Origin of the sequence: Rhodococcus cercidiphylli (assembly GCF_033042225.1) — a bacterium.
Taxonomy (GTDB): Bacteria; Actinomycetota; Actinomycetes; order Mycobacteriales; family Mycobacteriaceae; genus Rhodococcoides.
In genome coordinates this window covers 459,925-485,241 of record NZ_JAWLKE010000002.1, presented here as the reverse complement: position 1 = coordinate 485,241, position 25,317 = coordinate 459,925, and the positions used below count along the sequence as shown (strand labels likewise).

Annotated in this window: 22 protein-coding genes and 1 pseudogene; 10 read left to right on the top strand and 13 right to left on the bottom strand. The window is 63.1% G+C overall.

Annotated elements, in window-relative coordinates; genetic code table 11:
• Nucleotides 1-9: 9 nt before the first annotated feature.
• The 5 genes from R3P95_RS05880 to aztB all read right to left on the bottom strand — a co-directional run bounded on the left by R3P95_RS05880 (nucleotide 10) and on the right by aztB (nucleotide 5,521).
• Complete coding sequence (locus R3P95_RS05880; protein WP_317547633.1) at nucleotides 10-948, bottom strand: alpha/beta fold hydrolase; 939 nt, start codon at nucleotides 946-948, stop codon at nucleotides 10-12.
• 307 nt (nucleotides 949-1,255) lie between these two features.
• Nucleotides 1,256-2,461, bottom strand: coding sequence for a zinc metallochaperone AztD (gene aztD, locus R3P95_RS05875; RefSeq protein WP_317547631.1), 1,206 nt, complete (start codon nucleotides 2,459-2,461; stop codon nucleotides 1,256-1,258).
• Nucleotides 2,462-2,493: 32 nt separating this feature from the next.
• Nucleotides 2,494-3,423, bottom strand: a complete 930-nt coding sequence (aztC, locus tag R3P95_RS05870; protein ID WP_317547629.1) for a zinc ABC transporter substrate-binding protein AztC — start codon at nucleotides 3,421-3,423, stop codon at nucleotides 2,494-2,496.
• A 2-nt stretch (nucleotides 3,424-3,425) separates the two neighbouring features.
• Nucleotides 3,426-4,649, bottom strand: coding sequence for an ABC transporter (locus tag R3P95_RS05865; protein WP_317547627.1), 1,224 nt, complete (start codon nucleotides 4,647-4,649; stop codon nucleotides 3,426-3,428).
• The gene (aztB, locus tag R3P95_RS05860) at nucleotides 4,631-5,521 is read right to left on the bottom strand and encodes a zinc ABC transporter permease AztB (protein ID WP_317547625.1); all 891 of its coding nucleotides are present in this window, start codon (nucleotides 5,519-5,521) and stop codon (nucleotides 4,631-4,633) included. The genes R3P95_RS05865 and aztB overlap by 19 nt, the downstream gene beginning before the upstream one ends.
• A gap of 52 nt (nucleotides 5,522-5,573) precedes the next feature.
• Between aztB and aztA the strand changes: the two genes are divergently transcribed.
• Nucleotides 5,574-6,221 (top strand): zinc ABC transporter ATP-binding protein AztA, encoded by a 648-nt coding sequence (aztA, locus tag R3P95_RS05855; RefSeq protein ID WP_317547624.1) that lies wholly within the window; start codon nucleotides 5,574-5,576, stop codon nucleotides 6,219-6,221.
• 123 nt (nucleotides 6,222-6,344) lie between these two features.
• Here the strand turns inward: aztA and R3P95_RS05850 are convergent, their stop codons facing one another.
• Both R3P95_RS05850 and R3P95_RS05845 read right to left on the bottom strand, forming a co-directional pair.
• Nucleotides 6,345-7,658 carry a lipase family protein gene (locus R3P95_RS05850; RefSeq protein WP_317547623.1) on the bottom strand — a complete coding sequence of 438 codons (1,314 nt, stop codon included), beginning with the start codon at nucleotides 7,656-7,658 and terminating at the stop codon, nucleotides 6,345-6,347.
• A complete protein-coding gene (locus tag R3P95_RS05845; RefSeq protein ID WP_317547622.1) occupies nucleotides 7,655-8,218 on the bottom strand; it encodes a TetR/AcrR family transcriptional regulator in 564 nt (187 codons plus the stop codon). The genes R3P95_RS05850 and R3P95_RS05845 overlap by 4 nt, the downstream gene beginning before the upstream one ends.
• A gap of 77 nt (nucleotides 8,219-8,295) precedes the next feature.
• Between R3P95_RS05845 and R3P95_RS05840 the strand changes: the two genes are divergently transcribed.
• The 3 genes and pseudogenes from R3P95_RS05840 to R3P95_RS26110 all read left to right on the top strand — a co-directional run.
• A complete protein-coding gene (locus R3P95_RS05840) occupies nucleotides 8,296-9,093 on the top strand; it encodes an SDR family NAD(P)-dependent oxidoreductase (RefSeq protein WP_317547621.1) in 798 nt (265 codons plus the stop codon).
• A 41-nt stretch (nucleotides 9,094-9,134) separates the two neighbouring features.
• On the top strand, nucleotides 9,135-10,085 hold the full coding sequence (locus R3P95_RS05835) for an alpha/beta hydrolase (RefSeq protein ID WP_317547619.1): 951 nt from the start codon (nucleotides 9,135-9,137) through the stop codon (nucleotides 10,083-10,085).
• 42 nt (nucleotides 10,086-10,127) lie between these two features.
• A pseudogene (locus R3P95_RS26110) lies at nucleotides 10,128-10,457 on the top strand (DUF6924 domain-containing protein); the annotation flags it as partial.
• A 714-nt stretch (nucleotides 10,458-11,171) separates the two neighbouring features.
• Here the strand turns inward: R3P95_RS26110 and R3P95_RS05830 are convergent.
• Nucleotides 11,172-13,052: an oxidoreductase gene (locus R3P95_RS05830; protein ID WP_394855389.1), complete on the bottom strand. Its 1,881-nt coding sequence runs from the start codon at nucleotides 13,050-13,052 to the stop codon at nucleotides 11,172-11,174.
• Nucleotides 13,053-13,208: 156 nt separating this feature from the next.
• Complete coding sequence (locus tag R3P95_RS05825) at nucleotides 13,209-13,997, bottom strand: SDR family NAD(P)-dependent oxidoreductase (protein WP_317547617.1); 789 nt, start codon at nucleotides 13,995-13,997, stop codon at nucleotides 13,209-13,211.
• A 356-nt stretch (nucleotides 13,998-14,353) separates the two neighbouring features.
• Between R3P95_RS05825 and R3P95_RS05820 the strand changes: the two genes are divergently transcribed.
• Nucleotides 14,354-15,676, top strand: a complete 1,323-nt coding sequence (locus R3P95_RS05820) for an FAD-dependent oxidoreductase (protein ID WP_317547616.1) — start codon at nucleotides 14,354-14,356, stop codon at nucleotides 15,674-15,676.
• 90 nt (nucleotides 15,677-15,766) lie between these two features.
• Nucleotides 15,767-16,591: an SDR family NAD(P)-dependent oxidoreductase gene (locus R3P95_RS05815; RefSeq protein WP_317547615.1), complete on the top strand. Its 825-nt coding sequence runs from the start codon at nucleotides 15,767-15,769 to the stop codon at nucleotides 16,589-16,591.
• Between the two features lie 94 nt (nucleotides 16,592-16,685).
• Here the strand turns inward: R3P95_RS05815 and R3P95_RS05810 are convergent, their stop codons facing one another.
• Nucleotides 16,686-17,996 (bottom strand): DUF1214 domain-containing protein, encoded by a 1,311-nt coding sequence (locus R3P95_RS05810; protein WP_317547613.1) that lies wholly within the window; start codon nucleotides 17,994-17,996, stop codon nucleotides 16,686-16,688.
• A gap of 159 nt (nucleotides 17,997-18,155) precedes the next feature.
• On the opposite strand from R3P95_RS05810, the gene R3P95_RS05805 reads away from it, so the two are divergent.
• Nucleotides 18,156-18,485: a YidH family protein gene (locus R3P95_RS05805; RefSeq protein WP_243596286.1), complete on the top strand. Its 330-nt coding sequence runs from the start codon at nucleotides 18,156-18,158 to the stop codon at nucleotides 18,483-18,485.
• Nucleotides 18,485-18,865, top strand: a complete 381-nt coding sequence (locus R3P95_RS05800; protein ID WP_317547612.1) for a DUF202 domain-containing protein — start codon at nucleotides 18,485-18,487, stop codon at nucleotides 18,863-18,865. Before R3P95_RS05805 ends, R3P95_RS05800 begins: the two co-directional genes overlap by 1 nt.
• 62 nt (nucleotides 18,866-18,927) lie before the next feature.
• On the opposite strand, the gene R3P95_RS05795 is transcribed toward R3P95_RS05800, so the two are convergent.
• Nucleotides 18,928-19,974 carry an ABC transporter substrate-binding protein gene (locus R3P95_RS05795; RefSeq protein ID WP_317547611.1) on the bottom strand — a complete coding sequence of 349 codons (1,047 nt, stop codon included), beginning with the start codon at nucleotides 19,972-19,974 and terminating at the stop codon, nucleotides 18,928-18,930.
• A 166-nt stretch (nucleotides 19,975-20,140) separates the two neighbouring features.
• On the opposite strand from R3P95_RS05795, the gene R3P95_RS05790 reads away from it, so the two are divergent.
• A complete protein-coding gene (locus R3P95_RS05790) occupies nucleotides 20,141-21,505 on the top strand; it encodes a DUF1254 domain-containing protein (protein ID WP_317547610.1) in 1,365 nt (454 codons plus the stop codon).
• A 17-nt stretch (nucleotides 21,506-21,522) separates the two neighbouring features.
• Here the strand turns inward: R3P95_RS05790 and R3P95_RS05785 are convergent, their stop codons facing one another.
• Nucleotides 21,523-22,542 (bottom strand): NADP-dependent oxidoreductase, encoded by a 1,020-nt coding sequence (locus R3P95_RS05785; protein WP_317547609.1) that lies wholly within the window; start codon nucleotides 22,540-22,542, stop codon nucleotides 21,523-21,525.
• 95 nt (nucleotides 22,543-22,637) lie between these two features.
• Here R3P95_RS05785 and R3P95_RS05780 point away from each other — a divergent pair, with 95 nt between their 5' ends.
• Nucleotides 22,638-24,227, top strand: a complete 1,590-nt coding sequence (locus tag R3P95_RS05780) for an MFS transporter (RefSeq protein ID WP_317547608.1) — start codon at nucleotides 22,638-22,640, stop codon at nucleotides 24,225-24,227.
• 31 nt (nucleotides 24,228-24,258) lie between these two features.
• On the opposite strand, the gene R3P95_RS05775 is transcribed toward R3P95_RS05780, so the two are convergent.
• Nucleotides 24,259-25,278 carry an ABC transporter substrate-binding protein gene (locus tag R3P95_RS05775; protein ID WP_317547806.1) on the bottom strand — a complete coding sequence of 340 codons (1,020 nt, stop codon included), beginning with the start codon at nucleotides 25,276-25,278 and terminating at the stop codon, nucleotides 24,259-24,261.
• Between the last annotated feature and the right edge of the window lie 39 nt (nucleotides 25,279-25,317).

The following is a 25,317-nucleotide window of genomic DNA, read 5'->3' as shown; positions in this document are numbered from 1 at the left end:
GCTCGTTGGTCACGCAGCAGACGATCGGCGCGAAGTGCTCGGCGCGGTGAATGTCGACATGAAGTCGCGAATCACCGAGTCGAATCGCCTTGGCTCGTCCAGGTGCGGGAAGTGACCGGCCCCGGGTACTACTTCGAGGGTGGTCCCGTCTGGCATGTGTTCGCGAACCGCATGGGCATGCGAGATCGGAATGATCGCGTCGCGTTCGCCCCAGATCAACAATGCACGCACGTCGGTGAAATTCGCCAGAAGTCTTGTTGCACTCACAGTTTGGCCGCGCAAGTCGATGACCGACCGTGCAGTGGAAAGGAAAGCGCGTCTGGTCGCGGGATCCGCCATCGAGGCGAAGTTTCCCCACGCTCGACGATCGCCCGGGCCGAGTCGAAACAGCCTCAGTCGCTTCAACACACCGAGGGCACCACCGACGACTGCCCTACTGACCATGGACGCGGCGACGGGGATGGCAAGGCCACTTCCCGGCACCGCCGCTGCGCGTAACACCGGGTTCACCTCCTGACCGAATCCGCCACTGGCGATCAGGCAGATTCCGTCGACCATCTGGGGGAACAGGTACAGCATCTGCATCGCAACGCCGCCCCCGTACGAGTGACCGACCATGGTGACGGACTCGATCCCGAGGGAATCCAGAAGGTCTCGGATGGTCGCTGCGTGTGCGCTCAGCGAGTAATCACCAGGGACTTTGTCGGACTCCCCGTGCCCGGGCAGATCCACGGCGATGACGCGGAAGTCGTCGGACAGGCCTTCGATGTGGGGGTCCCAATCGTGCAAGCTCCCCATCAGGCCGTGCACCAAGACCAGAACGGGCCCGTGGCCTCGGTCCACATACCGAATTCGGTGGCTTGCAAGTTCGCGAACCTGTACTGCCGTGTCGGATCGTTCAGCGCTGGACAGGGTGGCGTTGGACGCCGATACCTCGCGGTGAGACATCTGGCCCTCCTCGAAATGTATTCGTTGTGACAGCACGCCGGCCGTGGCTCGCTGGGAATCGCGGGACTCGCACGCGTCAGGCGGTGCGATCGCTGTGAAAGGCCATATTCTCGACCTGTCAACGATTACCCGTACGGCAGGTGTGCAAACGAAGACGAGCAAGAGTCGGATCCGCAGTCGACGACCGTCTCAGCTCTGCTTCCGCGGGATGGCATCGACTGTGGCGTACAGGGTTGCCGTTTCTCGCTGAACGATCGGACCGGACGTGGGCAGATGCTCCACGTTCCTGAACCGGGGTCTGCCGGAATCAGCTGATTACGGCAATGAATTCGTTGGGGGTGATGTCCAGTTGCTTGCTTTCGATGACGTCACCGGAAGTCAGGTCGACGGCGTGGATGCTGTTCGTCGCCGGTTCGGTGAAGTAGGCGGTGTTGCCCGCGATCGAGATGCCGGGATGGGCGTCCTGGCTCTCTGTCGGGCTCTCCCAGGCACCGATGACGGGGTACGAGGCAGTTACGGCTTTCGTCTCGGGGTCGAAGACATGGACCGCGCCGTCGGACGCGATGATGTAAGCCAGGTCTCCGGGGCCTCGTGCGACACCGCGCCAGGTGTATTCGGCACCTTCCGGCAGGTTCACGACGTCGAGGGTCTTGGCTACGGGGTCGATGACCGTCACGGCACCGAACAGGTAGCCTTCTGCGTCGGCGTCGTCCTTGTAATCGCCGACGATGAGCGGGCTCGTCTCGCTGACGTACGCGTTGCCCATGCGCCCGTACGGTTGATCGGGGGCATCGAGCTTGGTGATCTCGCCCGTGTTGTAGATCAAAGCACCGTTTTCGCAGCCGAAGACGACGATCTCACCTTCTACGGTTCCCTCGCCGTGGACGCCGGGGCACTGGTCATTTTTTTGGAGGACAGCGCCGGACGCGTCGCGGACCTCGATCCCGGTGCGGCCGTTCGCGTTTCCGACCGTGGTGAGGAAGGTACCGTCTTCGAGCACGATGGATACGCCGTGATGCGCGTCGACACCCGGGATGCTCTCGGTCTCCGGGAGCCCGTCTGCAGGTTCGAGTGCTGCCGTGTCGAAGATCGTGGTGTCGCTGGTGCCGTCGGCGTATAGGACGGTCTTGCCCGCATGTCGTACGACGTGGCCCGCCTTGTCTGCCTCGAAGACCGTGTCGGTCAGTTCCGGCTCTTCGGATGTTCCGGCCGCGGTGTCCAGAACTCGGAAGCCCTCGCTCGTGGTGACCATGACGTTGCGGTCGTCGCCGGCGAGATTGAGTCGCGTGTACTCCTCCGAGTCGAAGTCTGCGACGGTTTCGAAAGTGCTGGCGTCGAGCACTCGGAGGCCGCCTTCGTAGGACACGGCGACGCGTGGTCCGGCTGAAATCGCTGCTGAGGAGGTTGTCGTTTCGGTGGCAGGGTCGGTGCCGGAAGAGCAGGCTGCCGAGGCTGCAATGGTGCCGAGGGCGAGGGCTGCGATGCTTGCTCGGCGAACATGGTTGTAAGGCATGGAGATTCCTTTTCTGTGTGAGCTGTTGGATATCAGTCGGTGAGTCCGTCGGAGATGCGCTCGGTGTTGGTGCGCATCATGGTCAGATAATCGGGGGCACCGCCGTCGGGCGCGGTGAGCGATTCGGTGAACAGTTCCACCACATCGACGCGAATGTCTGCTTCGCTCGCCAAGGCCTGGACGAGGCGGTCGGGTGAGGAAGATTCTGCGAATATCGCAGGTACACCGGTCTTCTCGACAGCATCGACGAGTTCGGCCAGATCGGACGCCGACGGTGCGGCCAGGGTGGTGCCGCCGGGAATGACCGCTCCGACGACTCGGAAATCGAAACGGTCTGCGAGATAGCCGAATACGTGGTGATTGGTGACGAGAGCGCGCCGCTGGTCCGGGATGGCTGCGAAGCTGGCGGCCATCTCGGCGTCGAGGCTCTGCAACTGCAGGCGGTACTGCGTAGTGTGCTCGGCTACGACGGCAGAATCGATGCCGTCCAGTTCGGCCAGGATCGGTTCCAGAGCGTCGACCACTGAGATCATGCGCGCCGGGTCGGTCCAGAAGTGCGAGTCGGGGTTCCCATCTGCGTCGCCCTCGTTGTAGTCGAGTACGTCGATGGCGTCGCCCGCGACGAAGGTGGGTACTTCCTCGGCCGATGCTTCGTCGAGGTGCTTTTGAAGACCTTCCTCCAGACCGAGCCCGTTGGAGACGATCAGGTCGGCCGAGCGCAGGCGCGCAGCCTCGTGCGCGGAGATTTCGAACGAGTGAGGGTCGGCGTTCGGCTTCATCAGCGTGACCACTTCGGCCTCGTCGCCGACGAGCTCCTCCACGACGTCGCCGAGGATATTGGTGGACACGATCACGAGCGGACGGTCCCCGGTCGATGCCGAGCAGGCGCTGAGGACCAACGCGATCGTCGCTACTGCTGTTGCTGCCGCGGACGCTGACGAGCGGATGCGGGTGAACTGCACGATCAGCGTCCCGTCTCGGCGCTGAAGGCGGGTTCGGTACCCGTGTCGAACGTTCGCGCGACGCGTGCACCGTCCGCAAAGTCGATCTCGAACAGCGTCCGCTCGGCCGGCCCGCTGAGATAGGCGCGTTGCTGGTCGGCTACGAGTGTCGGAGTCTTGCCGGTGGCGACGCTCTCGGTCACGAGTGGTTCCGTCTCGGCGATGACTGCTCCATCGTTGCCGTCGAGAACGAGGACCCGTCCGTTTTCGGTGAGAGCCAGAACGTGCTCGTCCGCATCGTCGACGGCGGTGACATGCACCAATGACGTTGGAGCTGGAAGTAGAGACCACGATCGCTCGCGGGTGTCCAGCATCCAGATACCCTCTGTCCCAGCCGAACCCGCTACCGTCGGACGTCCTTCGCGGTTGTCGAACGACGTCGCGGCCGGAGCGGTGGCTCCGGCGGGGTACGGAATTCTCTCGACCGCCAGTGAGTCACCGGTGGCGGAGGCGAGTAGTGCGCCGTCGGCGCAACCGATCACTGCGCCGACTCGGGTGGTGATCGTGCCGCGCGCCTCTGGGCAGGGTTCTTCCAGTCCGGTGCGTTCTCCGTCGGAGGTGTACCCGACGACGGAGGCCGACGGCCCGGAGCCCGCCGCGACGAGCGCGAATGTTCCGACGGGAACGACCATTCCCGCACCGGGAGCGGTGACCGTGCGGAACTGCTCGGTGACAGCGCCTTTGGACAAGGCCTCGGTGTCGAGCAACACCGCCTCGCCGGAGTCCGGGAAGAACAACCCGGTACCGCCCGAGGTCGAAAGATTGGACGTGGCAACGGTTGCCGGGCCTGAGCCGTGGACCGTGCCGAGGAGTCGAGGCTCCGCCTGGTAGTAGTGGAAATGATCCACGTGGTCCCAGGTCCAGACCCCGCTGTCGATGATCTCGACGCCCGCGTCTGTCTGCGCGAACAGATAGCGGCCATCGGTATGCACCGCCGTCGGGGTTCCGATCGTGCCGAGGTCGGTGACGGCCTCGGTGAGAAGATCGAGATGGGATATACGTCCCGACGGGTCGATGGACGTCAGCCCGAGTCGCGGTTCGGCGAGTTCGGCGGCACCGGCAACGGCTCCGTGGCCTTCTCCGGTGGGTTGCTCGGCCTCTGTTGCCTGCTGTTCGGATGTGCAGGCGGTCGATGCGAGGACGAGGGCACCGAGGGCGAGCGCGGTGGTCATGATGCGGGGGCGCACGTGTTCCTTTCGGATGAGGAAGAGAAATTCCGGTGAGGACGAATGGCTGTGAGGGCAGCACGTAGTGCCCACGACAGGCCTGAGACAGCGATGGCGGTGGCCGCTACGGAGGCACCGGCTGCGGTGGCTGCGTGCCAGGAGATCAGCAGGCCGATGAACACGGAGAGCACGCCGAGGAGGGCGGCCAGCAGCATTCGGGTGGGGATGCGGGTGGTCCATTGACCGGCTGCGACGGCGGGGGCGAGAAGCAGTCCGACGACCAGGAGTGAGCCGACCGCCTGGTACGACGCGACGACCGCCAGCGTTACGAGCGCGACGAGAACTGCGTGTGCCGAACGTGGTCCGAGGCCGAGCACTGCGGCGATTCGAGGATCCAGCGCGAGTGCGACGAGCGGTCGGTGAAACGCGACCGCGACGGTGATTCCGAGGGCCGCTGCTAGTGCGAGCAGATACAGGTCCACCGCTGTGATGGCGAGAATGTCGCCGAACAGTATGGACGTGGCGTCGGTGGCGAAGCTGCCGGAGTGGGAAATGATGATGACGCCGAGGGCCAGCATCGACACGAACAACATCCCGATGCTGGTGTCGTACGACAGTGTTCCGCGCCGTTGCAGCGCGGCGATCCCGAGGCTCATCGCGGTTGCGCTCAGCGCTCCGCCGATCAACACCGGAACTCCGAGAACCGTCGCCAATGCGACGCCGGGCAGCATTCCGTGTGCAAGTGCCTCGCCCAAAAACGCCATCCCGCGGATCACCACCCACGTTCCGACCACCCCGCACAGCACCGCTACCAGCGCGCCGCCGAAGAAGGCGCGTTGTAGAAACCCGAGAGCGAAGGGTTCGACGAGAACATCGAGGGTCGGCAGAGGCACAAACGAACCCTAATGACATTGATAACGATATTCAAAATCGTATGATGACAACATGACCATGTCGGCCAACAGTGCACCGTCCGTCACAGCCAGGCTCCGCGGCGTGTACGTCGAGTTCTCCGGGCGTGCAGCACTCAGTGACGTCGATCTCGACCTTCTGCCCGGGCAGCTCATGACGATCGCGGGCCCGAACGGTGCGGGCAAGACGACGCTGCTCGAAGTTGTCGCCGGCACCCGGCCGCTGTCGAGTGGAACTCGAACTTCAACGCGCGCAGTGGCTTTCGTGCCGCAGCGCACTGCCGTATCGGATCGGCTCCCGCTGACCGTGCGGGACGTGGTGTCGGTGGGTGTGTGGGGGCGTATCGGCCGATGGCGTCCGATGAGCTCCGACGCCCAGGTGATGGTGGACGACGCTCTCGAGCGTCTCGACATCACCGGCCTTTCCGGCATGCCGTTCTCCGCGCTGTCCGGAGGGCAGCGTCAACGCACTCTGTTGGCGCAGGGGTTGGCCCGTCGAGCCGATCTGCTGTTGCTCGACGAGCCCACGACAGGTCTCGACGTCGACAGCGGAAAGCGCATCCGAGCCGTCATGCGCGAGGAAACGATGCGTGGGGTGTCCGTTGCCTGTGTGTCTCACGACCCGTCGGTGTTGGACGAAGCCGACCGTGTGGTGCGACTCGAGGACGGTCGAATCGCTTGACACGCCTCGACCGCTCGGGCTCCTGCTGCCGCCTTCAGGTGAAAGCGCGGATTGTGTGCTCCCGCAACAGGTCCGGTACCGGTGCGCGCCGCGCTGTGCGCAGCCCGGAGGGTCGATCGTGTATCAACCGATGCGGCCGGCGAATGCGCGTCCGGTGGACACCGCGAGACCGAGCAATCCGCGCAACCCCGGCAACGATCCGGCCAGTGACCACACAGTGTTCGTCGACGATTCGTCGGTCGGCTTGCCCGCGAAGCGATCCGAGAGCCAATCCAGAGTGGCGGGGGTTGCGATCGGGTGCAGCGACAGATGTTCACTGAGGCGATCGCGGATATACGTGACGTTCGCTCCGGCAGCGCGATACCGGTGCACTTGTCCGTCCACGTCGTCGACGTCGATCATCGGATCATGCACTGCCTGCACCACGAGAAGCGGAAACTGGGGTGCCGACTTGCCGGGCTGAATATCCTGAAAGATCTGCACCATCTCGGGTGTCGCCAGGAGGTCTGCCATCGGGATATCGAGGTGCCGCTCCAGATCGTGCATCACCATGGACATGACGGCGTGCACTGTCGTCTTGCGGTGCAGGGACGAGAGGGTCTCGAGCCCGGCAGCAGCGACGTGTTCGTGAACGAGGCGGTCGAGTACGGGGTAGGTGCGGCGTAGGCCCTCCACCACCATCGCTGGCAGCGCCGCGAAGATCGTGCCGTTGAGGCGGGAAAATGCCGACCCGGGATCGCCTACCGGTGATCCGAGTGCTGCACCGACGATGTCGAGTTCAGGGGCGTAGTCGGCCGCAGCCTCGGCGGCCCACGACGTCGCCAATCCGCCACCCGAATACCCCCACAGCGCAACAGGGGTGGTGGCGAAGAGGTCGAGCGGCTCGAAAGACAGTGCTGCGCGGACCCCGTCGAGGGTGCAGTAGCCGGGCTCGACGGGTGCTCCCCACCGCCCGTCCATGCCCTCGTGATCGGGAAGGGACACCACCCATCCGCGGCGCAGTGCGTACAGGATGATCATGAATTCGAACTGCGGTACGGAGCCGACAGCTCGGGCGCCCGCCCGCAGGACGTACGACGGGAAACACCGATCCGAGACGGCGTCGATCGCGCACTGGTAGGACAGCAGAGCGCGTTGTGATCGCTGTCGGCCCCCGACCGGAAGAACCACCGTCGTGACCGCGACGCGCGCTGTCCCGTCGAGGCTGGTGGTCCGGTACAGGAGTTGCCACGCCGACACCTTCTGCCGGATGACGCCGAACAACGCGAGGGTCACCTCGCGGGACCGCAACACTGTCCCCGGCTCCGCGCGCTCGAAACCGGCAGGAGCCCGATAGAACGGGTCCATGCTGGGAATCGTGACGATCGATTCCGAGTCGGCGTGGTCGGCCGCGAATCGTGGACGACCCGTCGACGCGGCATCGGGTTCGATACTCATGGTGGACTACTTCCTGATGAGGGTGCGATGGTGTCGACGAGTTGCTCGATGACTGCTCGGGAGACTTCTGGCGACGCCGCGTGAGTCAGCAATCCCTCGACGACGAACGTACCGATGCGGAGCATGGCATCGGCCGCCTCTCCGGACAGTCCTGCAGCCGCGATATCGGCGTCGAACAGCGATTCCGCGAAAGCATGAAACCCGTTGTGCCACTCATCGATTGCCTCTGACTCGGTCACCCGATCGTGCACGGTGGAGACCAGCGGGCCTACTTTTCTCAGCCGCTCCACCAGCCAGAAAAGCCGGTCGGTCAGCGGTAGGTCGACGATGTCGAGATAGTCCGTGGCATCGTCGGCGGCGATGGCCGTCAGGACAGCGACCAGGATGTCGTCTTTGTCTCCGAAGTACCAGTACAGCGTGTTCGCGGTGACCCCTGCTGCTTTCGCGAGACGGCTGATCGAGGTGCGATCGAAGCCGTCGGACACGAACATCTCGCGGGCGGCGACCACGATGTCCTCGCGCTTGCTCTCCCGGTCGTGAAGTCCGCGATTCCTGGGCATACGACCAACCTTATCTTGAATGGTCCTCAAGACCCTGCTACGGTCCTTGAATATCGTTCAAGAGCGGAGGCCCGTCGATGTCGAAGACCGAAAGAACTGCACTGATAACAGGAGCATCAGCGGGTATAGGCGCGGCTTTTTCTCGACACCTCGCGGCCGAGGGGCACAACCTCGTTCTCGTCGCGCGGCGCGAGGACCGACTCACCGCACTGGCGGACGAGCTGTCGTCCCAGCACGGTGTGCGATGCGACGTCGTGCCTGCGGACCTCGCCGATCGGTCTGCGCCACGTGACATTCTCGAAAAAACGACATCCCTGGGTGTCGACGTCGATATCCTCGTCAACAACGCGGGCATGTCGGGGAACTCCACGTTCGCAGATGCGCCGTTCGACGCACACGCCGCGGAGATACAGGTGATGATCACTGCCGTCACCGAACTCGCTCATCTCACGGTGCCCGGCATGAAAGAACGCGGATACGGCCGAATCGTGAATCTGTCGTCGTTGGCGGCACTGCTGCCACCTGGCGCAAGTCTGCTGTACACCGGAATCAAGTCCTATGTGCTCGACATGTCGCAAGCACTAGACATGGAGTTGCGGCCGCACGGCATCCACGTCACTGCGCTCTGCCCCGGTTTCACTCACAGTGAGTTCCACGACGTCATGGGAACTCGAGATGCAGCGACCTCCAAGCTGCCCTCTGTGCTGTGGCAGACCCCCGAGGACGTCGTGCGAGAAGGATGGCGGGCAGTGAACAACGGCACGCCGGTATGCGTACCCGGGATGGTCAACAAAGTGACAGCCGCTGCAGCGAAGCCGATTCCGACTCGCATCGGGTACTACCTCGGCAAAACCCTCAACCCTTTCAAGCAGTGAGATCCGATCACTGCCCCGCCGCAGAACAGAGAGACACACGCATGACCACCGACGAACACGCCGGCTTCACCCGTACCGAAACATCGTTCATGTCGGACGAAGTTCGTTGCGCGGCAACGGTCTTTCGTCCCGCTGTAACCGCCGCCAGGCCACGGCCGGCAATCGTGATGGCACACGGATTCGGCTCACCCAGGGCGATGCGCCTGTACGCGTACGCCGAGCGTTTCGTCGAGGCCGGCTACGTGGTCTGCGTCTTCGACTATCGGTACTTCGGTGACAGTGAGGGCGAACCGCGCCAACTGTTGGACGTGGGTTCGCAGCTTGCCGATTGGCGAAGCGCAGTCGACTTCGCTCGCTCACTCGACGGCGTCGACGCGAACCGGATCGTCGGATGGGGTACGTCGTTCGCCGGCGGCCACGTACTCACGTTGGCGGGCAACGGCGTTCGGCTCGCAGCGGTCATCGCCCAGGTGCCCCACATCGACGGCATCGCCGCCGTTCGCGCGACCGGGTTCAGGCAGGCGTTGCGGCTGGCACCGGCTGCCATCACCGACAGCGTCCGCGCCGTCCTCGGACGATCGCCGCACTACGTCGACAGCGTCGGGCCTCCTGGCACCCGAGCTGTGATGGTCTCACCCGACGCGATGAAAGGGCGTGACCGCTTGGTCCTCAAGTCGGGCCTGACCGACGGCGACTACCCCGAGACCGTGGCGGCGCGGATACTGCTGAAGATCTGGCGGTACTCCCCGGGCCGCACGATGTCGGCGATCGACTGCCCCACGCTGGTGCAGATCGCGTCCGACGATTCCGTCACCCCGGCGGCCGTCGCACAACGCGCCGCTGCAAAAGTTCGCAAAGCCACGGTACGTATCTATTCGGGCGGTCACTTCGATCCGTACGTCGAACCCCTGTTTTCCGCGGTGATCGGTGATCAACTCGCATTCCTCGCCGACAACGTGCCCTTGAAATTGCGGACGGTTCCCTCCATCTGATCGTGCGGTTCGCTGCACCCGTCGTTCTCGGATTGGATCACCATGCCCGACGGCACGAACAACTCCGAACTGTGGCTGCTGGCAACATATTTCGGTGATGGCGACGATCCCGCGTGGACGAGCCTGACGGAGCAGGCCCGCTACACGCGATCTTCGGTGTCAGGCGCCGCGCTGGTCGTTTCCTCGGACCGAACGCAGTGTCAGCAACGTATTCGTCGGGTCCTCACGCGACTGGCCACGCGGGCCGAGGCGAACGACGGCTTGTACGTTGTCATTGCAGACAAGCAGACGTTCATGCGCCACGATCGAATGCTGCTCACCATCGATTGTTCTGCAGTGACACGAAACGCCGAACGCCTTCCCACAATCCGTATGGCCCCGCCCAGTGCCTTTCGGTTGGGGATCGATGGCCGATCACCGAATACCGGGCGTTCGATCGAACCGGCTCGCCGACCGACAACGGAAGTCGAACCTGCACAGACCGATTCGGCTCAGGTTGCTTCTGACTTCACGGCAAGCGTCGGCGACGCGATCCGAGCCAGTCTGCGGTGGCGAACGGAGATGACGCGAGACGGTTCCTGTGGGTCGACACCGGGAATCGCCGGTAAGAACTGCGTCGCAACACATTCCGGCGGGCGCTCGGACGCACGACGAATCTCCGGACCCGCTGCTGCGAACAGGCGTCGTCGTTCAGACTTTGCTGTTCGGGATCGTCGGCATCGGCACCACCTTCACACAGGACGGACCCACCGACGGGCTCGGTACCGTGCTGACATACGCCGTGTGCATCAGCACGATTCCCGTCGCATGGATCATGAGCAGAGCCGACTACCGGATGGACTTGTGGTCTCGCCGCGCACCGCATCGCTCTGGCTCGCTCACACATCGTGGAGAGCCCGGCTCGAGAGGGCGAGGACGATTACGGCGGAGGCACCGGTCGTCGAAGTGACGGGAAGACTCGAGGGTTGTAATGCCGAGGTGAACCGGTTTCCGCTGTTCTTCCAGCCCCATCACGCGCTTCGGTGCACTCGTTGTGACCTCGGGTTCACCTGTCTGAACCGATATCGTCGGACGGCGCAGCGATGGCTATACACTCGCGCCGGTTCTGTAGCCCTCTGCTATTGCGTGGCTCAGTCGACGAGGAGCCACGGTGTCGCCGATCATGCTGACATTGTGTCCGTGCTCGAAGCCGAGTACGGACACCGGAACGCGCGGTTGGTGCCACACCGTCAGTGCGTCCTCGATCAGACTGTCACCGGTGCCGAAAACCGGGCGCAGAACAAGCGGGTCCGCCGGTCGCGAAGGGAGTATCAACGCGGTTCCAATTCGGAAGTCGACGCCGGCCGAGCCGAGCCGGTGCAGGAGGGGTCCGGCGCTTTCCGCCGGTACTCGCGAAGCCAACGCAGTCAGCGGAGTCGCGAATGTGACGCGCCAACCTTGTTGCGCCAGCGCTTCTGCGGCACTGTAGGCAGGCCAAAAGCCGTCCGACTCGTCGTACACGACCGCGCGGCGGATTCCGACGTCCGGGATGCGGCCGGCCAGGACATCGTCGACCGAGGCTGCAGGCCTGCCGTGGAGCCCGACGGGGAGTTCGGCCGTCCGGGCCCCAGTGGCGATTACGACGTGATCGGCCGCGTCGAGGATGTCGGCCGCGTCCTCGTCATCGATCCCAGCGGAGAGATTGACCTCGACCCGCAGTCGTCGGAGTTCACGCTCCAGGTAGTCGATGACGTCGATCAGGGTGGCGCGGTGAGGGGAAGCGGCCGCAACGCGTATCGCGCCGCCGAGCGATGTGGTCTTCTCGAACACCGTTACCCTGTGGCCGCGTCCGGCCGCTACTCGTGCCGCCTCCAATCCTGCAGGGCCGCCGCCGATGACGAACACGTCCTTCGCGCGGGGTGTCCTGACACCCACTCCCGTATGTCGGCCGCGGCCGACCTCGGCATTGACCGCACAGTGCAGGTGCGGGTCGAATGCGCGGCAGTCCTGATTGATGCCCAGGCAACCGCGTATCTCTGCCAATCGGCCCGTCTGCGATTTGACCGGCAGATCTGGGTCTGCGATCAGAGCTCGGGCCATACCGACCATGTCGGCGTGCCCCGATTTGATGGCGTGGTCGGCGGTGGCGGCATCGCGAATCCGTTGTCCGACAAGCGTGGCCACGCCTGTCGCGGCACGAACCCTGGCTGCGGAGGGAATCGCTACTGCGTCTTCACCTGTCGAGTCCTTGACGTACTTTCCGCGCGTGCCGTGCGTGATGCTGAAGTAGTCGATTCCCAGGTCCGCTAGGTTTTCGGCGATACGCACACAATCGTCGATGTCCATGCCGCCGGGTATCTCCTCGTCGCCGCTCAGACGTACGCCGATCACGAACCCGACCGGCATTACGGATTTCATGGCCTCGACGACCATTCGAGGAAAGCGCATTCTGTTTTCGAAGGATCCCCCGAAACTGTCGGTTCGTCGATTGGTCGCCGGCGACATGAACTGGGCGGGTAGGTAGCCGTGCGCTGCATGCACTTCTGCTCCGTCTGCGCCTGCCCTGATTACATTCAGCGTCGAGGTGCGCCAACCATCGACGATGTCCTCGATTTCTTTGATCGTCAACTCGTGCGGTGGGTACGCGTCGCGGACGGTCTTGATGGACGATGGAGCAGAGGGCGGTGAGTCCGACTCTCCGCCGATGAATTCGCGACCGAGATGGCACAGCTGGGCCACGAACCGCGACCCATGACGATGAACGACATCGACTTTCGCTGCTGCGGCCGGCACATACTCGTCGCGGTATGCCTCGATCAGCTTCCGCGAGCGTAGCGTCGTGGTCGGATGCACGACGGTTGCGCCGCCGATGATCAGCCCCACGCCACCGGCGGCGAGTCGTTCGAAATGCTCTGTGTCACCGTGGGTCGGAATCCCGTTGTGGGCCATGCTGGTTCCAGCAGGGAGAGCGACCAGTCGATTCTTCATGGTCATCCCGCCCACACGGATCGGTGAGAACAAGTGAGGGAACTGTTGATTCATTCGGATCGGTTCCGATCTGTTCGGTGAGCACACTTCGTAGGTCGGACAAGATGTCGACCCGGAGAGTCTTCGACGGCCCTGGGGTTTCTGTCGCTCGACTTCTCAGACCGTGAAGCGGCCACCGTTGCTCAACAACACCGCGCCGATCACATTGGCTGCACCGTCCGACGCCAGGTAGAGGATGTTGTCGGCGAGCTCTTGCGGTGTTGCATAACCGCGGGCACCACTCGTCGCCATCGTCGCCCGTAGATGGGCGGGTGTACGGGCGGCCATGCCGGTGTCGACCGGACCGGGAGCTACGGTGTTCACCCGGATCCCGAATGGTGCGACCTCCTTGGCCACGGACTGGCTGAGCGCGTGAACCCCGGCTTTGGATGCGGAATAGTGCGGGTAGCCGATGAGGGTGTCGAAGCCCGCCGACGAGCCGATCGTCACTATCGCTCCGCTTCCATTGGGTTTCATCGCTCGCACGGCTTCGCGCAGAACGAAGAACGTCCCGTCGAGATTGATGGACATGATTCGCCGCCAGTCGTCGTCCTCGAGATGAGTGAGGATGTCGATGGGTTCGCCCTTTTCGGCTGCGTCGTACATACGTTGTTTGCTGTGTGGATCGTCGACGCCGGCGGCATGCACCACGACGTCGATTCTGCCCTGGGCTGCTAGGACGGTTTCGAAGGCGCTGGCGACCGCAGCCGAATCGCTGACGTCGAGGCCGATTACCAGTCCGACTTCGATTGTCGTCGCTACAGCCTCGGCGGCACCCTCGTTCACGTCACACAAGTAGACGACAGCGGCACCGCGATCGGCGAGCGCTCGCGCGGTGGCTGCGCCGATGCCGGATCCGGCACCGGTCACGACGGCGATCGTTCCCGCAAATCGATTGTCGGTCATCTGTTGCCTTTCGGTTCGATCCGGATTACGGAAATGCCGCCAGCACGCAGGTCAGGAGCGGGCGCAGCGTCAGAGCTGTCACTGCCACCGTCGCGCGAATGAACTTGCATTTCATGTTCGGTCCTTGTCGCGGTCACCTGAAGTCAATTCAGTTCAACGTAGAGTGATCTGGCGCACATTGCAAGGGGTGCGTGGTGCTAGGTTTTCCATTGGTGGACCCGTTGTTGACACGATCCTCGGCTCGTGCAAATCTGACTGAACCGATATCAATTCTGATAAAACACAATTTGCGAGTTTCGGTCCTCCCGCGGTGGCCGTCCGGGCTGCCCGAGCTGCCGCCGAAGTGAGGAAGATCCATGTCCGACGAAGTCTTCGACCTTCTGGTGATCGGTGCGGGAATGGCTGGGTTGACCGCCGCAGCCAAGTCCGCGCGCAACGGCAAGAAAGTGTGCTTGGTCGAGGTCGGTGGCGACATCGGTGGATCCGCTCGGTTTGCCGGCTACGCCTGGACCGCGCCGACGCACGAGATCATGAATGCCGAGAACCCACGTGGAGACGCAACACTCAAGCGTGCTTTGGTCGATCGCTTCGCTGACGGGGTCGAATGGATCCGTTCTGTGGGGATCGACGTGGACAATGCCCAACGCATCCTCGATTTCGGCGGACAGGGCCACAAGTTCGACACCAATCATTACATCGACACATGCCGACGGATTGTCACGGAAGCTGGGGGAGAACTCGTGCTCCGAGCAGACACCGAAAGTCTGTTGCTGGAGAACGGCACGGTCGCGGGCGCGACGGTGCGTGTCGATGGCGCAATCCGGCAGTTCCGCTCGCCTAACACCTTGCTCGCAACCGGTGGATTCCAAGGCGACAAAGACCTCCTTGCCGAGCACGTCCATCCCGATGCAGGAAAGATGCAACTTCGGTCGAATCCGACCAGCTGCGGTGCCGGCTATCGGCTGGCCTCCGCGGTGGGTGCTTCGACCGGCTCAGAAGACGCGGGCTTCTACGGGCACCTGATCCCGAGTGGCGTCGAGTTGTCCGACCCGTCCGACTTCGTCGACATGTCGCTCTACTACAGCGAACACGCTTTGCTGTTCAACTTGAACAACGAACGCTTCGTCGACGAGACGCTCGGCGACCATCTGACCACCATGGCTCTTCTCGATCAGCCCGAAAGTCGTGGACTGTTGATCGCGGACGCGCGAGTCCACCGCGACTGGATGCTGGCGTCCTACGTCGAAGGTGCCATCGCACTCGACAAGTTCGATCTTGGCAACAAGAGAGGTGGCCGCGTCGGTATGGCCGAAGATCTCGAAGAATTCGAATACATGCCGGAGGAATGGGGATACGAGGGCAAGGTCATCGCGGCGGCTATCGCGGAATTCAATCGCGCCGCCGACGCCGGTGAACATCTCTCGCCTGCCCGCGCCCGTGATCGCTCGTCGTTGGCGGCGGGGCCGTATTACTTCATCGAGGCTGCGCCGGCCGTCACCTTTCCGTTCCACGGCATCCGGATCGATGACCGCGCGCGGGTTCTCAACAAGGACGGCGTTCCGATCGCCGGATTGCTGGCGGCGGGCTCCGACACCGGCGGCCTCTGGCACCGGGCGTATGCCGGTGGGATCGCGTCCGCCCTGGTTTTCGGTCTGACCGCCGCCGACACAGCCTGCTGACATCCCATCTCCGCTGTGGCTTGGTTCTTCTTCCACGGTTTGCGTCTTGTCATGGTTGAGAGCCCACGTACGAATCGAGGAGATACAGATATGAATGCCCTTTCTCGAGTTGCGTCCATCGCAACACCGCAAGACTCGACGATATCCTTGCGTGGTCTCACCGTGCTGGTGACCGGTGCGTCCGGCGGTATCGGTGGCGCAAGCGCCGAACTCTTTGCCGCACAGGGTGCAACGGTGTATCTCACCGATGTCGACGACGCGGCGGGGCAGGCGCGTGCACATGCCCTGGGTCCGGACGCACACTATCTCCATCTCGACGTGACGAGCGAAGAAGACTGGGCTGCCGCTGTATCGGCGATAGCCGCCCACGGACAGGTGCTCCAGGTTCTGGTCAACAGCGCGGGCGCGGCGATCAAGGCTCCACTTCACCACACATCTCTGGACGATTTCCGGAAGATGCTCGACCTCAACCTGGTCGGTACGTTCCTGGGCATCAAAGCCGCGGCCAGGGCCATGGTCGGCGGTGGTTCCATCGTCAATCTGGCCTCTCTGCGGGGAGTTGTGGCAACCGCGGAACTGGGGGCGTACGGTGCCGCGAAGTTCGGTGTTCGGGCGCTGACCAAGGTCGCCGCCCTCGAATTGGCCGACCGCGGTATCCGTGTCAACGCAGTATGTCCCGGGAGCATCGACACCGAAATCACGTCGATGCCGGACTTCGCGGCGGACGACATCTCCGCTTACGTGCGCAGTATCCCGATGCAGCGACGAGGTTCTGCGGGAGAGGTGGCCAAGACGATCCGCTTCCTCGCCACCGATGAAAGCGCCTACATAACTGGCACCGACCTCATCATCGACGGTGGTCAAGCCGCCGGTGTACGTACGCCGAAGATTTCGAGAGAAAGCGTCACGAAATGATCTGTCGATTGTAAATCGGGTTTCGGTAATGAGGCAGGCTCAGCCGGGTGAGTCGAACTGCTGTGAGTGCTCGGGAATGGGGAGCAGAAACCGATCACTGTTGTCGAACAACCGGCGGGGGAGACCAGCAGGAATTCGGTGTCGGTCCGTACATCCTGAGCATCAGCCGGAAGTCGCCGGGTGGGCAGGGCAGCCAGTTGGCCGCGGTTACGGTTGTCGGGCAGCCATTTCGGACCAGTACGGTGAGGGACCCGTGTTCGTTGTGTTTCAAGTCCGGTGTGCGGTCGGTGATGGCGTACCTGTCGATTTCGTTCGCGTAGAGAAGTCCCTGCGCGTGGTAGACGGTCATCGACCAGAAATAGTCTGCGGGCGGAAAGTGGCCGACCCGAAAAGTGATGGCGTAGTTGTTCGAGCCGTTGAGCTGCAGGCCCTCGTCGTCTTGTTCGCACACAGGATAGAGCGCCTCGGCCGCAGGGTTGATGTAGATCTGGGAGTAGGCAACGGCGGCTCGCAGAAGATGATCTGCTCCGAAGTCTGCACCTGCATCGTTGATCGCCCAGCCGTTGACGATTCGGCCCATCGATTTCACCTGCGCAGCAATAGCTTCGAGGCCTTCCCCCAGGCCGTCTGCGATGTCCGGCTCGGCGGTACGACGCTCGACGGGGTCGTCGAGTGCATCGACGAGACGGCGGTGCGCGTGCCTGACCCAGGTCGGTACGTCCGAGTCGGCAAGGTTGCCGGTGGCGTGATCGAGGGCAGCGAGAAAGTCGAGAGGCCGCCGCAGTTCGTCGGAACGGGCGACGGCGCTCAGGGCGAGATCTGCACGCGCAGTCGGCGGTGTAGGTGGGCCGGTCAGAACGATCTGGTTCTGTAACTCGTTGACCGCGTTCATATCTGCGCCCTGGGATGGATCGACCAGAATCCGGATGGCGATCATCACGAATCTCGACCGACACGCGATCCGTCGGTCCGTAATCTCGGCCGGTGCGGGTGTCTGTCGGAACAACGTGATCGGAGGGATGCGAGACCCGTGCGTCCTCTGTCCGACAACCGTGTTGGTGGACGAGTCCGCCTCACCGATCTGCACGCTGTAGTAACGGTTTCCGAAGTCCGGTAGCCGTAGCTCGAAGGTGCCGGAGTCCAGGTCGACGAACGCCAACGAGTACAACGTGTCGACATTCGGGGCGACACCGGCCGTCAGCGTGGGATTCGACAGTTCACGTTGGTGGCCCAGCCAATTGAGTGGGGCACCAGCGGACGTGGAAGGTCGCTGCGCGTGGGGACTCGACGGATCGGTGAACCGCAACCGGAGGCGTTGGGCAAAGATCACGGGGAATCCCCAGACCTGGAGTGCGCTCGCGGCGTCGCGCAGATCGCGACGTTCCGACTCGATTTCGATCGGCATATGGCCCCCTTAAGGTGAACTGAATTCACCTCCACTGTAGTATCGAACACGTATCGTCGGTCGCGATACGCGAAAGCTTGGACACGGCGATACTGCGACCGCAGTGGAGTTCGAGAGGTCGATGTGAAAGACGGCGGGCGTCGCAGGTTTCCCCGGTCGGTGTATTCCGTTGGTGTCGAGCCCGATCCACGCTTCAGTCTTGCTAACGAGCGAACCTATCTCGCGTGGATCCGAACGTCGCTGGCGTTGATGGCAGCCGGCGTGGCTCTGCAGGTCTTCGACATCGGCGGTGGGTCCACACCGAGTGTGGTGGCTTCGGTGATGCTGATCTTGTCGTCCATCGGTGTTCCGCTACATGCATGGTGGGGTTGGGCGCGGACCGAGAAGTCCATGCGCAATTCAGAGGCCCTTCCGTCTCCCCGTATCGCCCTGCCTCTGGCGGCGGTTCTCGCAACGGTCGGCGTTCTGGTGCTGTGGTCCGTCCTGTGATGATGTGGCGAGCCCGTCATGAGCGCCCCTCCGGGCGGCCTGGGGGCGCACTCGGGGACGGAGGTCTGCAGGTCGAGAGAACCGAGCTGGCCTGGGCACGAACCGAATCGGCGGTCGCGGTCTGTGCAGTGATCGGTTTCCGCCTGAGCGCGCACACTCGCCAGCCCGCGTTGGTAGCGCTGGCTGTGCTGGTCAGCTTCGGCGCAGCGGCTCTGCTGGTCTCGGGGTGGATCGCGCGGATGAGGTCCGCACGTACTGCCGGTGGAAAAATTAGTGCACCGCCGACATTTCCGTTGCGTGCTCATGCCATTGCAGTACTGATTCCGGCCCTCGGACTCATGTCCCTGACCTTCGTCATCTGGTCCGTCACGTCACGTTGATGTGAAAAATGCGCAAGCCGTGACGGTGCGATCCCGTCACGGCCTGCGCTCGGTTCTGCTTGCTACCTCACGAACTGCTGTTCCCACTCCGCGGACTGCTGATCGACGTATTGCTTGGTCAATTGCTCGGGGTCAGGAGCCTCGATGTCATGGGCGTCAGCGGTTGCCCCGGCAATGTTCGGCAGTGCTGTCGCCACTCCGATGGCTTGCGCGGTCTGTCCCTCGGTACTGACCAGGAAGTTGGTCAGAAGCTGAGCCGCATTCGGATGTGGCGCGACCGACGTGACATGCCCGTAGTAGGGGGTACCCCACGATGGCTCGGGGAGAGCCCAGTTCACCGGCGCACCGGCCGCCACTTCTTGGACCAAAGGCTGCACCATCGGTGCCACGACAACCTCGCCCGACGTCAATGCCTGTGCGAGTACGAGGGCGCTGGGATAGATTCTCGGTTCTTGTGCGGCAAGGCGTTCCTGAAAATCGTCGCCGAAATTCTGGCGGTAGAAGCTGTACAGATCGACGTACGATGCGATGCCGACAGGGCTGACGACTCCGACTCGTCCCTTGTACCCGGGGTCGAGAACATCTCGGGGATCGGTCAGGCCGTTCGGGGCCGCATCGGTGTTCCAGCCCATTCCGAAGGTAGCCGCGACGTTCAGGAAAAGGCGGTTGTTCTTGATGCTGGAGTCCCGGTCGTAATCGGGGTTGTCGAAACCAGGGCCGCGTAATTCTTGGGAGTAACTCCCGGACTCCGCAGCGGAGGCGATCCACGCGGTATCGGTCACGACATGGACGTCGGCAATCCCCTTCTTGGTCTTGTTCTCGACCTCTACGCGTGGGTTGAGATCCGCGTCGGTACCCCGCACGTATTCGAGAGCGATGTTGGGGTACTTCGCATTCCACGCGGCTTTTACGCTGTCGAGGATGGTGGTGTTCTGGCTCGAATAGAGCGTCACCGAGCCTTCTTCCTCGGCCGCCGACACTACGTCTTCCCAGTTTCCCTCCACCGATGCAGTGTCGCCACCCGACGAGCCGCACGCGCTGAGCGCGACGGTCGATGTGGCGACGAGTATCGCGATGATCATGTGTTTCGTCCGGACCGGATGTCGCATGTATTGTCCTCCTGTTTGAACTGACCTCAGTTCAGCAGCTATGCTGCGTGATGTCAATCACTTTCCAGTGACCATCCACGGCTTCGACGCGCCGAGACGCCGCAAACAAACGACGCGACGGACGTTCGGATCAGCGACAGCGTCTGCGAGAAGGGACTTTTCACCGATGCGCACTTACGACCCGAGTTCGGCCGATCAGATCGCTGCAACCGATGCGGCGGATGTACACCCGTCGGACGCGTTGGACCGGCAGCTCTGGGCACAATCACTGGCGATGCACGCTGTGGTCTACGGCCTGCCATCGGTGTACCAATACGCCGGCATGTGTGATGCGTGTGCCCCGGCTGCAGACGGCGAACGTTGGGCAACCAATTCGCTGGTTCACGAGCGAACGATTGCCGGTGCAGATTTCCAAGCTTTCCGGGTCCCCAACGTCGACACGCTGTATTCCAATGCCTGGCTGGACCTTTCGGACGGACCGATCGTCGTCGTTCTTCCCGATTTCGGTAGTCGGTACTACACACTGAATTTCCTGGACGCGTACAGCAACGCCAGCAATGTCAGTCGGCGTACGCACCCCGAACAGCCGCGTGCGTTGCTCTTGGCGTGTTCGGACTGGACCGGTTCGGCGCCCCAAGGTATCGAGGTGTTCAGAGTCGCCACACCGATCATGTGGCTCCTGATGCGGATACAGGCGTTCGGAGATTCGGACCTGCCGACCGTGCACAGTCTGCAGGATGCGGTCACGATCGACGCACCGACCGCGTCGGCACACGCGTGGCCGGTGGTCGATGCTCGTTCGGTCGAAGTCTCGTCGGCGGCGTTCTTCACTGCCCTCGATGTGTCGTTGACGGTGAACGGAGTCCCGTTCACCGACGCAGCCCACGTGCACCAGTTTCGTCAGCTCGGTATCGGATCGGGCAGTTTCTCCCCGGACGACCTCGATGAGGCCACACAGAAAGGCATGGAGCAGGGCTTCGAGACAGCGATGACGATGTTGTCCCGGTCTCGATCGCTGCTGGGGCGTCGCACAGATTCCGGTTGGACGCGGGTGCTCGGGAAGGGTGCCCACGGGCACAACTTCTTTGCACGTGCGGTCATGAATTACGTCGGTCTCGGCGCGAACGTGGTCGAGGAGAACTGCTCTTACAACACCTATGTCGACAACGATGGACAACGCCTGTCGTGCGAAGGTGGCGATCGATACGAAATAGAGTTCGTCACGTCCCCGCCGGCACAGGCCTTTTGGAGCATCACGCTGTACGACGCAGATACCGGTTGGTTGTACGACGCGCCTGGGAAGAAACACTCGGCAGGATCAGCGGTCAATGGAGGCGACGGAGTCGCAGGACCGTCGACCATCACAGTGAGCGCATCGCCGCCCACGACCGACAGTCCCGAGCACGCCTGGCTTCCGGCGCCCCAGCAACCGTTCTTTCTGGTCCTGAGGATCTATCAACCGGCCGAGGATGCCCTGAGCGAGCGATGGACGCCGCCGCGCGTCGTGCGGTCGAATGCCGCACCGCTTTGAGCCGGTGCGTCGGACATTTACAACCGACAGAGCGTCTTTCCGCTCGTTCGCCCGTTGAGTAGATCGACCAGTGCGGTGGAGGCGTATTCGAGGCCGTCGTAGACGGACTCTTCGTAGATCATGGTTCCGTCGGCCAGTCGGCTTCCGACAGTGGATCGCATTCTGTCGTACAGATGGCCGAACGAACCAGCTCGAAATCCTCGTACCGACAAGCTCTTCGCAGTGATTTGAAACAGGTTCGACGGCAACGTGTTCGATGTTTCGTAGGTGGAAATTGCCCCGCACATCGCGACGCGTCCTTCGGGGCGAAGGGCGTCGAGGGCAGCGATGAAGTGGGAGCCGCCGACGTTGTCGAAATATGCGTCGATCCCGTCCGGGGCGGTGCGCGTGAGAAGGTTGTCCATGTCGCCGTCGTGGTAGTCGAACGAGCGGGAGGCTCCGAGGGCATCGACCAGGTGATCGGCCTTGCGTCGGCTGCCTGCGGACGCGATCACCGTGCAGCCGTGGTGGGCGGCGAGCTGGGTAGCGATACTTCCGACTGCTCCTGCCGCGGCCGAGATCCAGACGGTATCGGACGGGCGAATGTCCATGACCTCGAAGAGGCCGACATAAGCCGTGAGGCCGGAACTACCCAGCGGACCGAGAAACCACTGTTGGGGCCAGTCGTGGGTGTCGATTCTGGTGAGGGTGCCCGCGCCGCCCAATCCGCCGGCCGCGGCGGAGACCACTGCGAAGTCGCGGTAGCCGTGCATGTGCGACACCAGATCCTCGGGCCTGAAGTTCTCGTGCCGTGACTCGACGACGATGCCGAGCGCCAACCCCACCAAGGCATCTCCGATCTCGAGGGGTGGTAGGTACCCGGACGGTGCCGATTCACCCAAGCGCAGTCGAATCGACGGATCGATCGAGAGCCACGTATTTCGTACCAGCACTTCGCCATCGAGCAGTGGGGCGAGCGGGATGTCCGTCAGCTCCAGATGCTCGGTCGTGAGTTTTCCGCTGGGGTGGGCGGCGAGGCAGAGTGCTCGGCTGATCATGGTCTTCGATGACGTCCCTTCGAATCGTGTAATGCGGAAAACGCGACAATCCTTCCGCAACTGAATTAAGTTCAAGTGTAGGCCGCGTCCGAAAGGTGGCACAGGTGAAATCGTCGAATCACATCAGTTTCTTTGCGCCGATGCGTATTCCGAAGTTGCGGCGGATGTTGGGCTTCGAGCTGAGCGCCAGTGTCGGCGTGTGGATCCTGGTTCTCGCTGCGCAGTGGACGCTCACCGAGTCGGGGGAGTCCGCGCTGGTGGTCTCCTCGGTCCAGTTCGCCGCCAGTGCGCCGTTCTTTCTCCTGGCTTTACCGATCGGTGCCATCGCGGAGTTCGCCGGTCATCGACTGCTGCTCGCGGGCACCGCAATCGCTCTCCTGGTGGCGTCGGTTGTCATGACGGCGCTGCAGCTGCTCGGCCTGTCCTCCACCCCGGCGTTGATGACCTCCGTGTTTCTCGCCGGGTGCGGGCTCGCGTCGGTGGCAATCGTGTGGCAGGCGCTGCTTCCTCATCTGGTGCCGACCGACATGATGGCAGTCGTCCCCGCCATCGACGGTGCCATTTTCAACGGGGCGCGCGCAGTCGGACCGGTGATCGGGGGCGCGATACTCGCATGGTGGGGTTCGAGCGGTGCATTTGCGACCGTTGCCGCGCTGTTCGCAGTCTGCGTCGTCGTGGCCGTCACTCAGGTGCCGCCCGAGTCCGGAAAGAAGCCCAAGACCGAATCCGTACACCACGCGGTTGGGGTGAGTCTGCGGTTCATTCGGCATTCGCGGTGGACACGGCGACTGTTGTTGCGGGTCATCTCGTTCGGAATTCCGGCGAGTGCCCTGTGGGCGTTGCTACCGGTGGTGGCATACGAACGACTACATGCGTCGTCGGTACAGTTCGGGGTCCTCTCGGGTGCCATCGGGATCGGTGCGGTGGCCGGGACCGTCGCACTGACGCCCCTCCGTGCACGGTTGAGCTGGAACACCTTCGTAGCGATCGGTTCGGTTGCTTACGCGGCGGTACTCGCGGGCATCGTGCTCGTGCCGTCGGTGAGTGTGGTCTTCGTACTGCTGGTCATCGTGGGTGCGGCGTGGGTTGCGATCCAGAGCACCTGGATGATCGCTACCCACGCTGTGATGCCGAAGTGGATAAAGTCGCGTGTCATCGCATTCGTGATGCTGACCTTTCAGGGCAGTCAGGCAATAGGAGCGCTCCTGTGGGGGTTTCTGGCCGACGCGGTCGGTCTCGTTGCAGCAGTGATCGTCTCGGCGACCGTCATGTCGGTCTCCGCAGTAGAGATTCTCAGACGGGGGATTCTGCCGAGCGAATCGATTGCACCGGATCTGTCGGGAGGGGCAGGTCCGCCGGTACTCTCGACCGAATTCGACGGCCGCCGGATAACCGTCGAAACGACGTATGTCGTCGATCCGGAAAAGCTGACGCAGTTCGTCGCCGACGTCGGACCCCTGCGCTCGTCCAGACTCCGACTCGGGGCCCTGCGGTGGTCCTGTGCGCAGATGTCCAGCACCAGAGCAACATTCGTCGAGCTGTGCACTTTCGAGAGCTGGTCGGAGTATGCCGCTCAGGAGACGGAGAGGCTGACGGTGCCCGAGTACCGCATCAGGACCGCGATCGCCTCCCACCTGGCGGCCGAACCGCAGGTGCGAGTGCTGGTGGATGTGGCACCGCGATAGTGGCGCACCCGGCCGCCACATCCACCGACGTTCAGTTGAACTTGCTTTCCCACTCCTGCTGGAATTGCGAGACCTTCTCGGGCGTCAGCGAATCCGAATCGGGCAGCGAAATGTCCTGAGCCGACCCGACCGAGTTCTCGACATCTGGCAGTGCGCTGCCGTACCCCTTCGACAGGGCGCGTTGCCCCTCGGCCGACACCATGAAGTCGGCCAGCACTTGAGCGGCGTTGGGATGCGGAGCCGACGACAGCACGTGGGAGTAGTACGGCGCACCCCACGCCGGATCGGGAAGTGTCCAGTCGACCGGTGCGCCTGCGTCCTTCTCTCGGACCAGTGGGGGAACCATCGGCGACGCGGCGATCTCGCCCGAGCTCAATGCCTGCGCCACGGCCAACGTGCCCGGATACACCCGCGGCTCCTGCGCGGCGAGCTTGTCCAGGAAACCGCCACCGGTCCAGTTCTCGTCGAAGAACCGATACTCGTCGACAACGGCGGCGAACCCCGCAGGGTTCACGACGCCCAGCCGGCCTTTCAACGCAGGATCCAACAGATCCTCCGGGGACGACAGCCCGGCAGGAACGGCATCGGTGTTCCATCCGAGTGCGAATATTGCTGCGCTCGTGAGGAAGAACGTGTCGTTCAGCATGCTCGTCGACCGAGCGTACGCCGGGTCGTCGAAGGCCGGCCCGACTACCGGCGTCGAGTAAGTACCCGATTCGGACGCATTCGTGATCCACGCGGCATCGGTCGACATGTGTACGTCGGCAGTTCCACGGCCGGTGCGGGCTTCGGTTTCCACGCGCGGGTTGAGCTCGACGTCACTGCCTCGCGTGAACTTGAGATCGATGTCGGGATACTTCGACTCGAAGGCGGTCTCGAGTAGCGCGAGGTTCTCGGGATGCTGACTGGAGTACAGGTACACGGTTCCTTCATCGTCGGCCGCGGCCACGACGTCGTCCCACGTGCCCTGCACCGGTGCGGATCCGGCTTCCTGCGAGGATTGCCCGCACGCCGCAGCAACGACAGTCACCGCTGCGATCCCGACGGACATCACCGATCGACGTACTGCGTTCACAGCATTCTCTTTTCG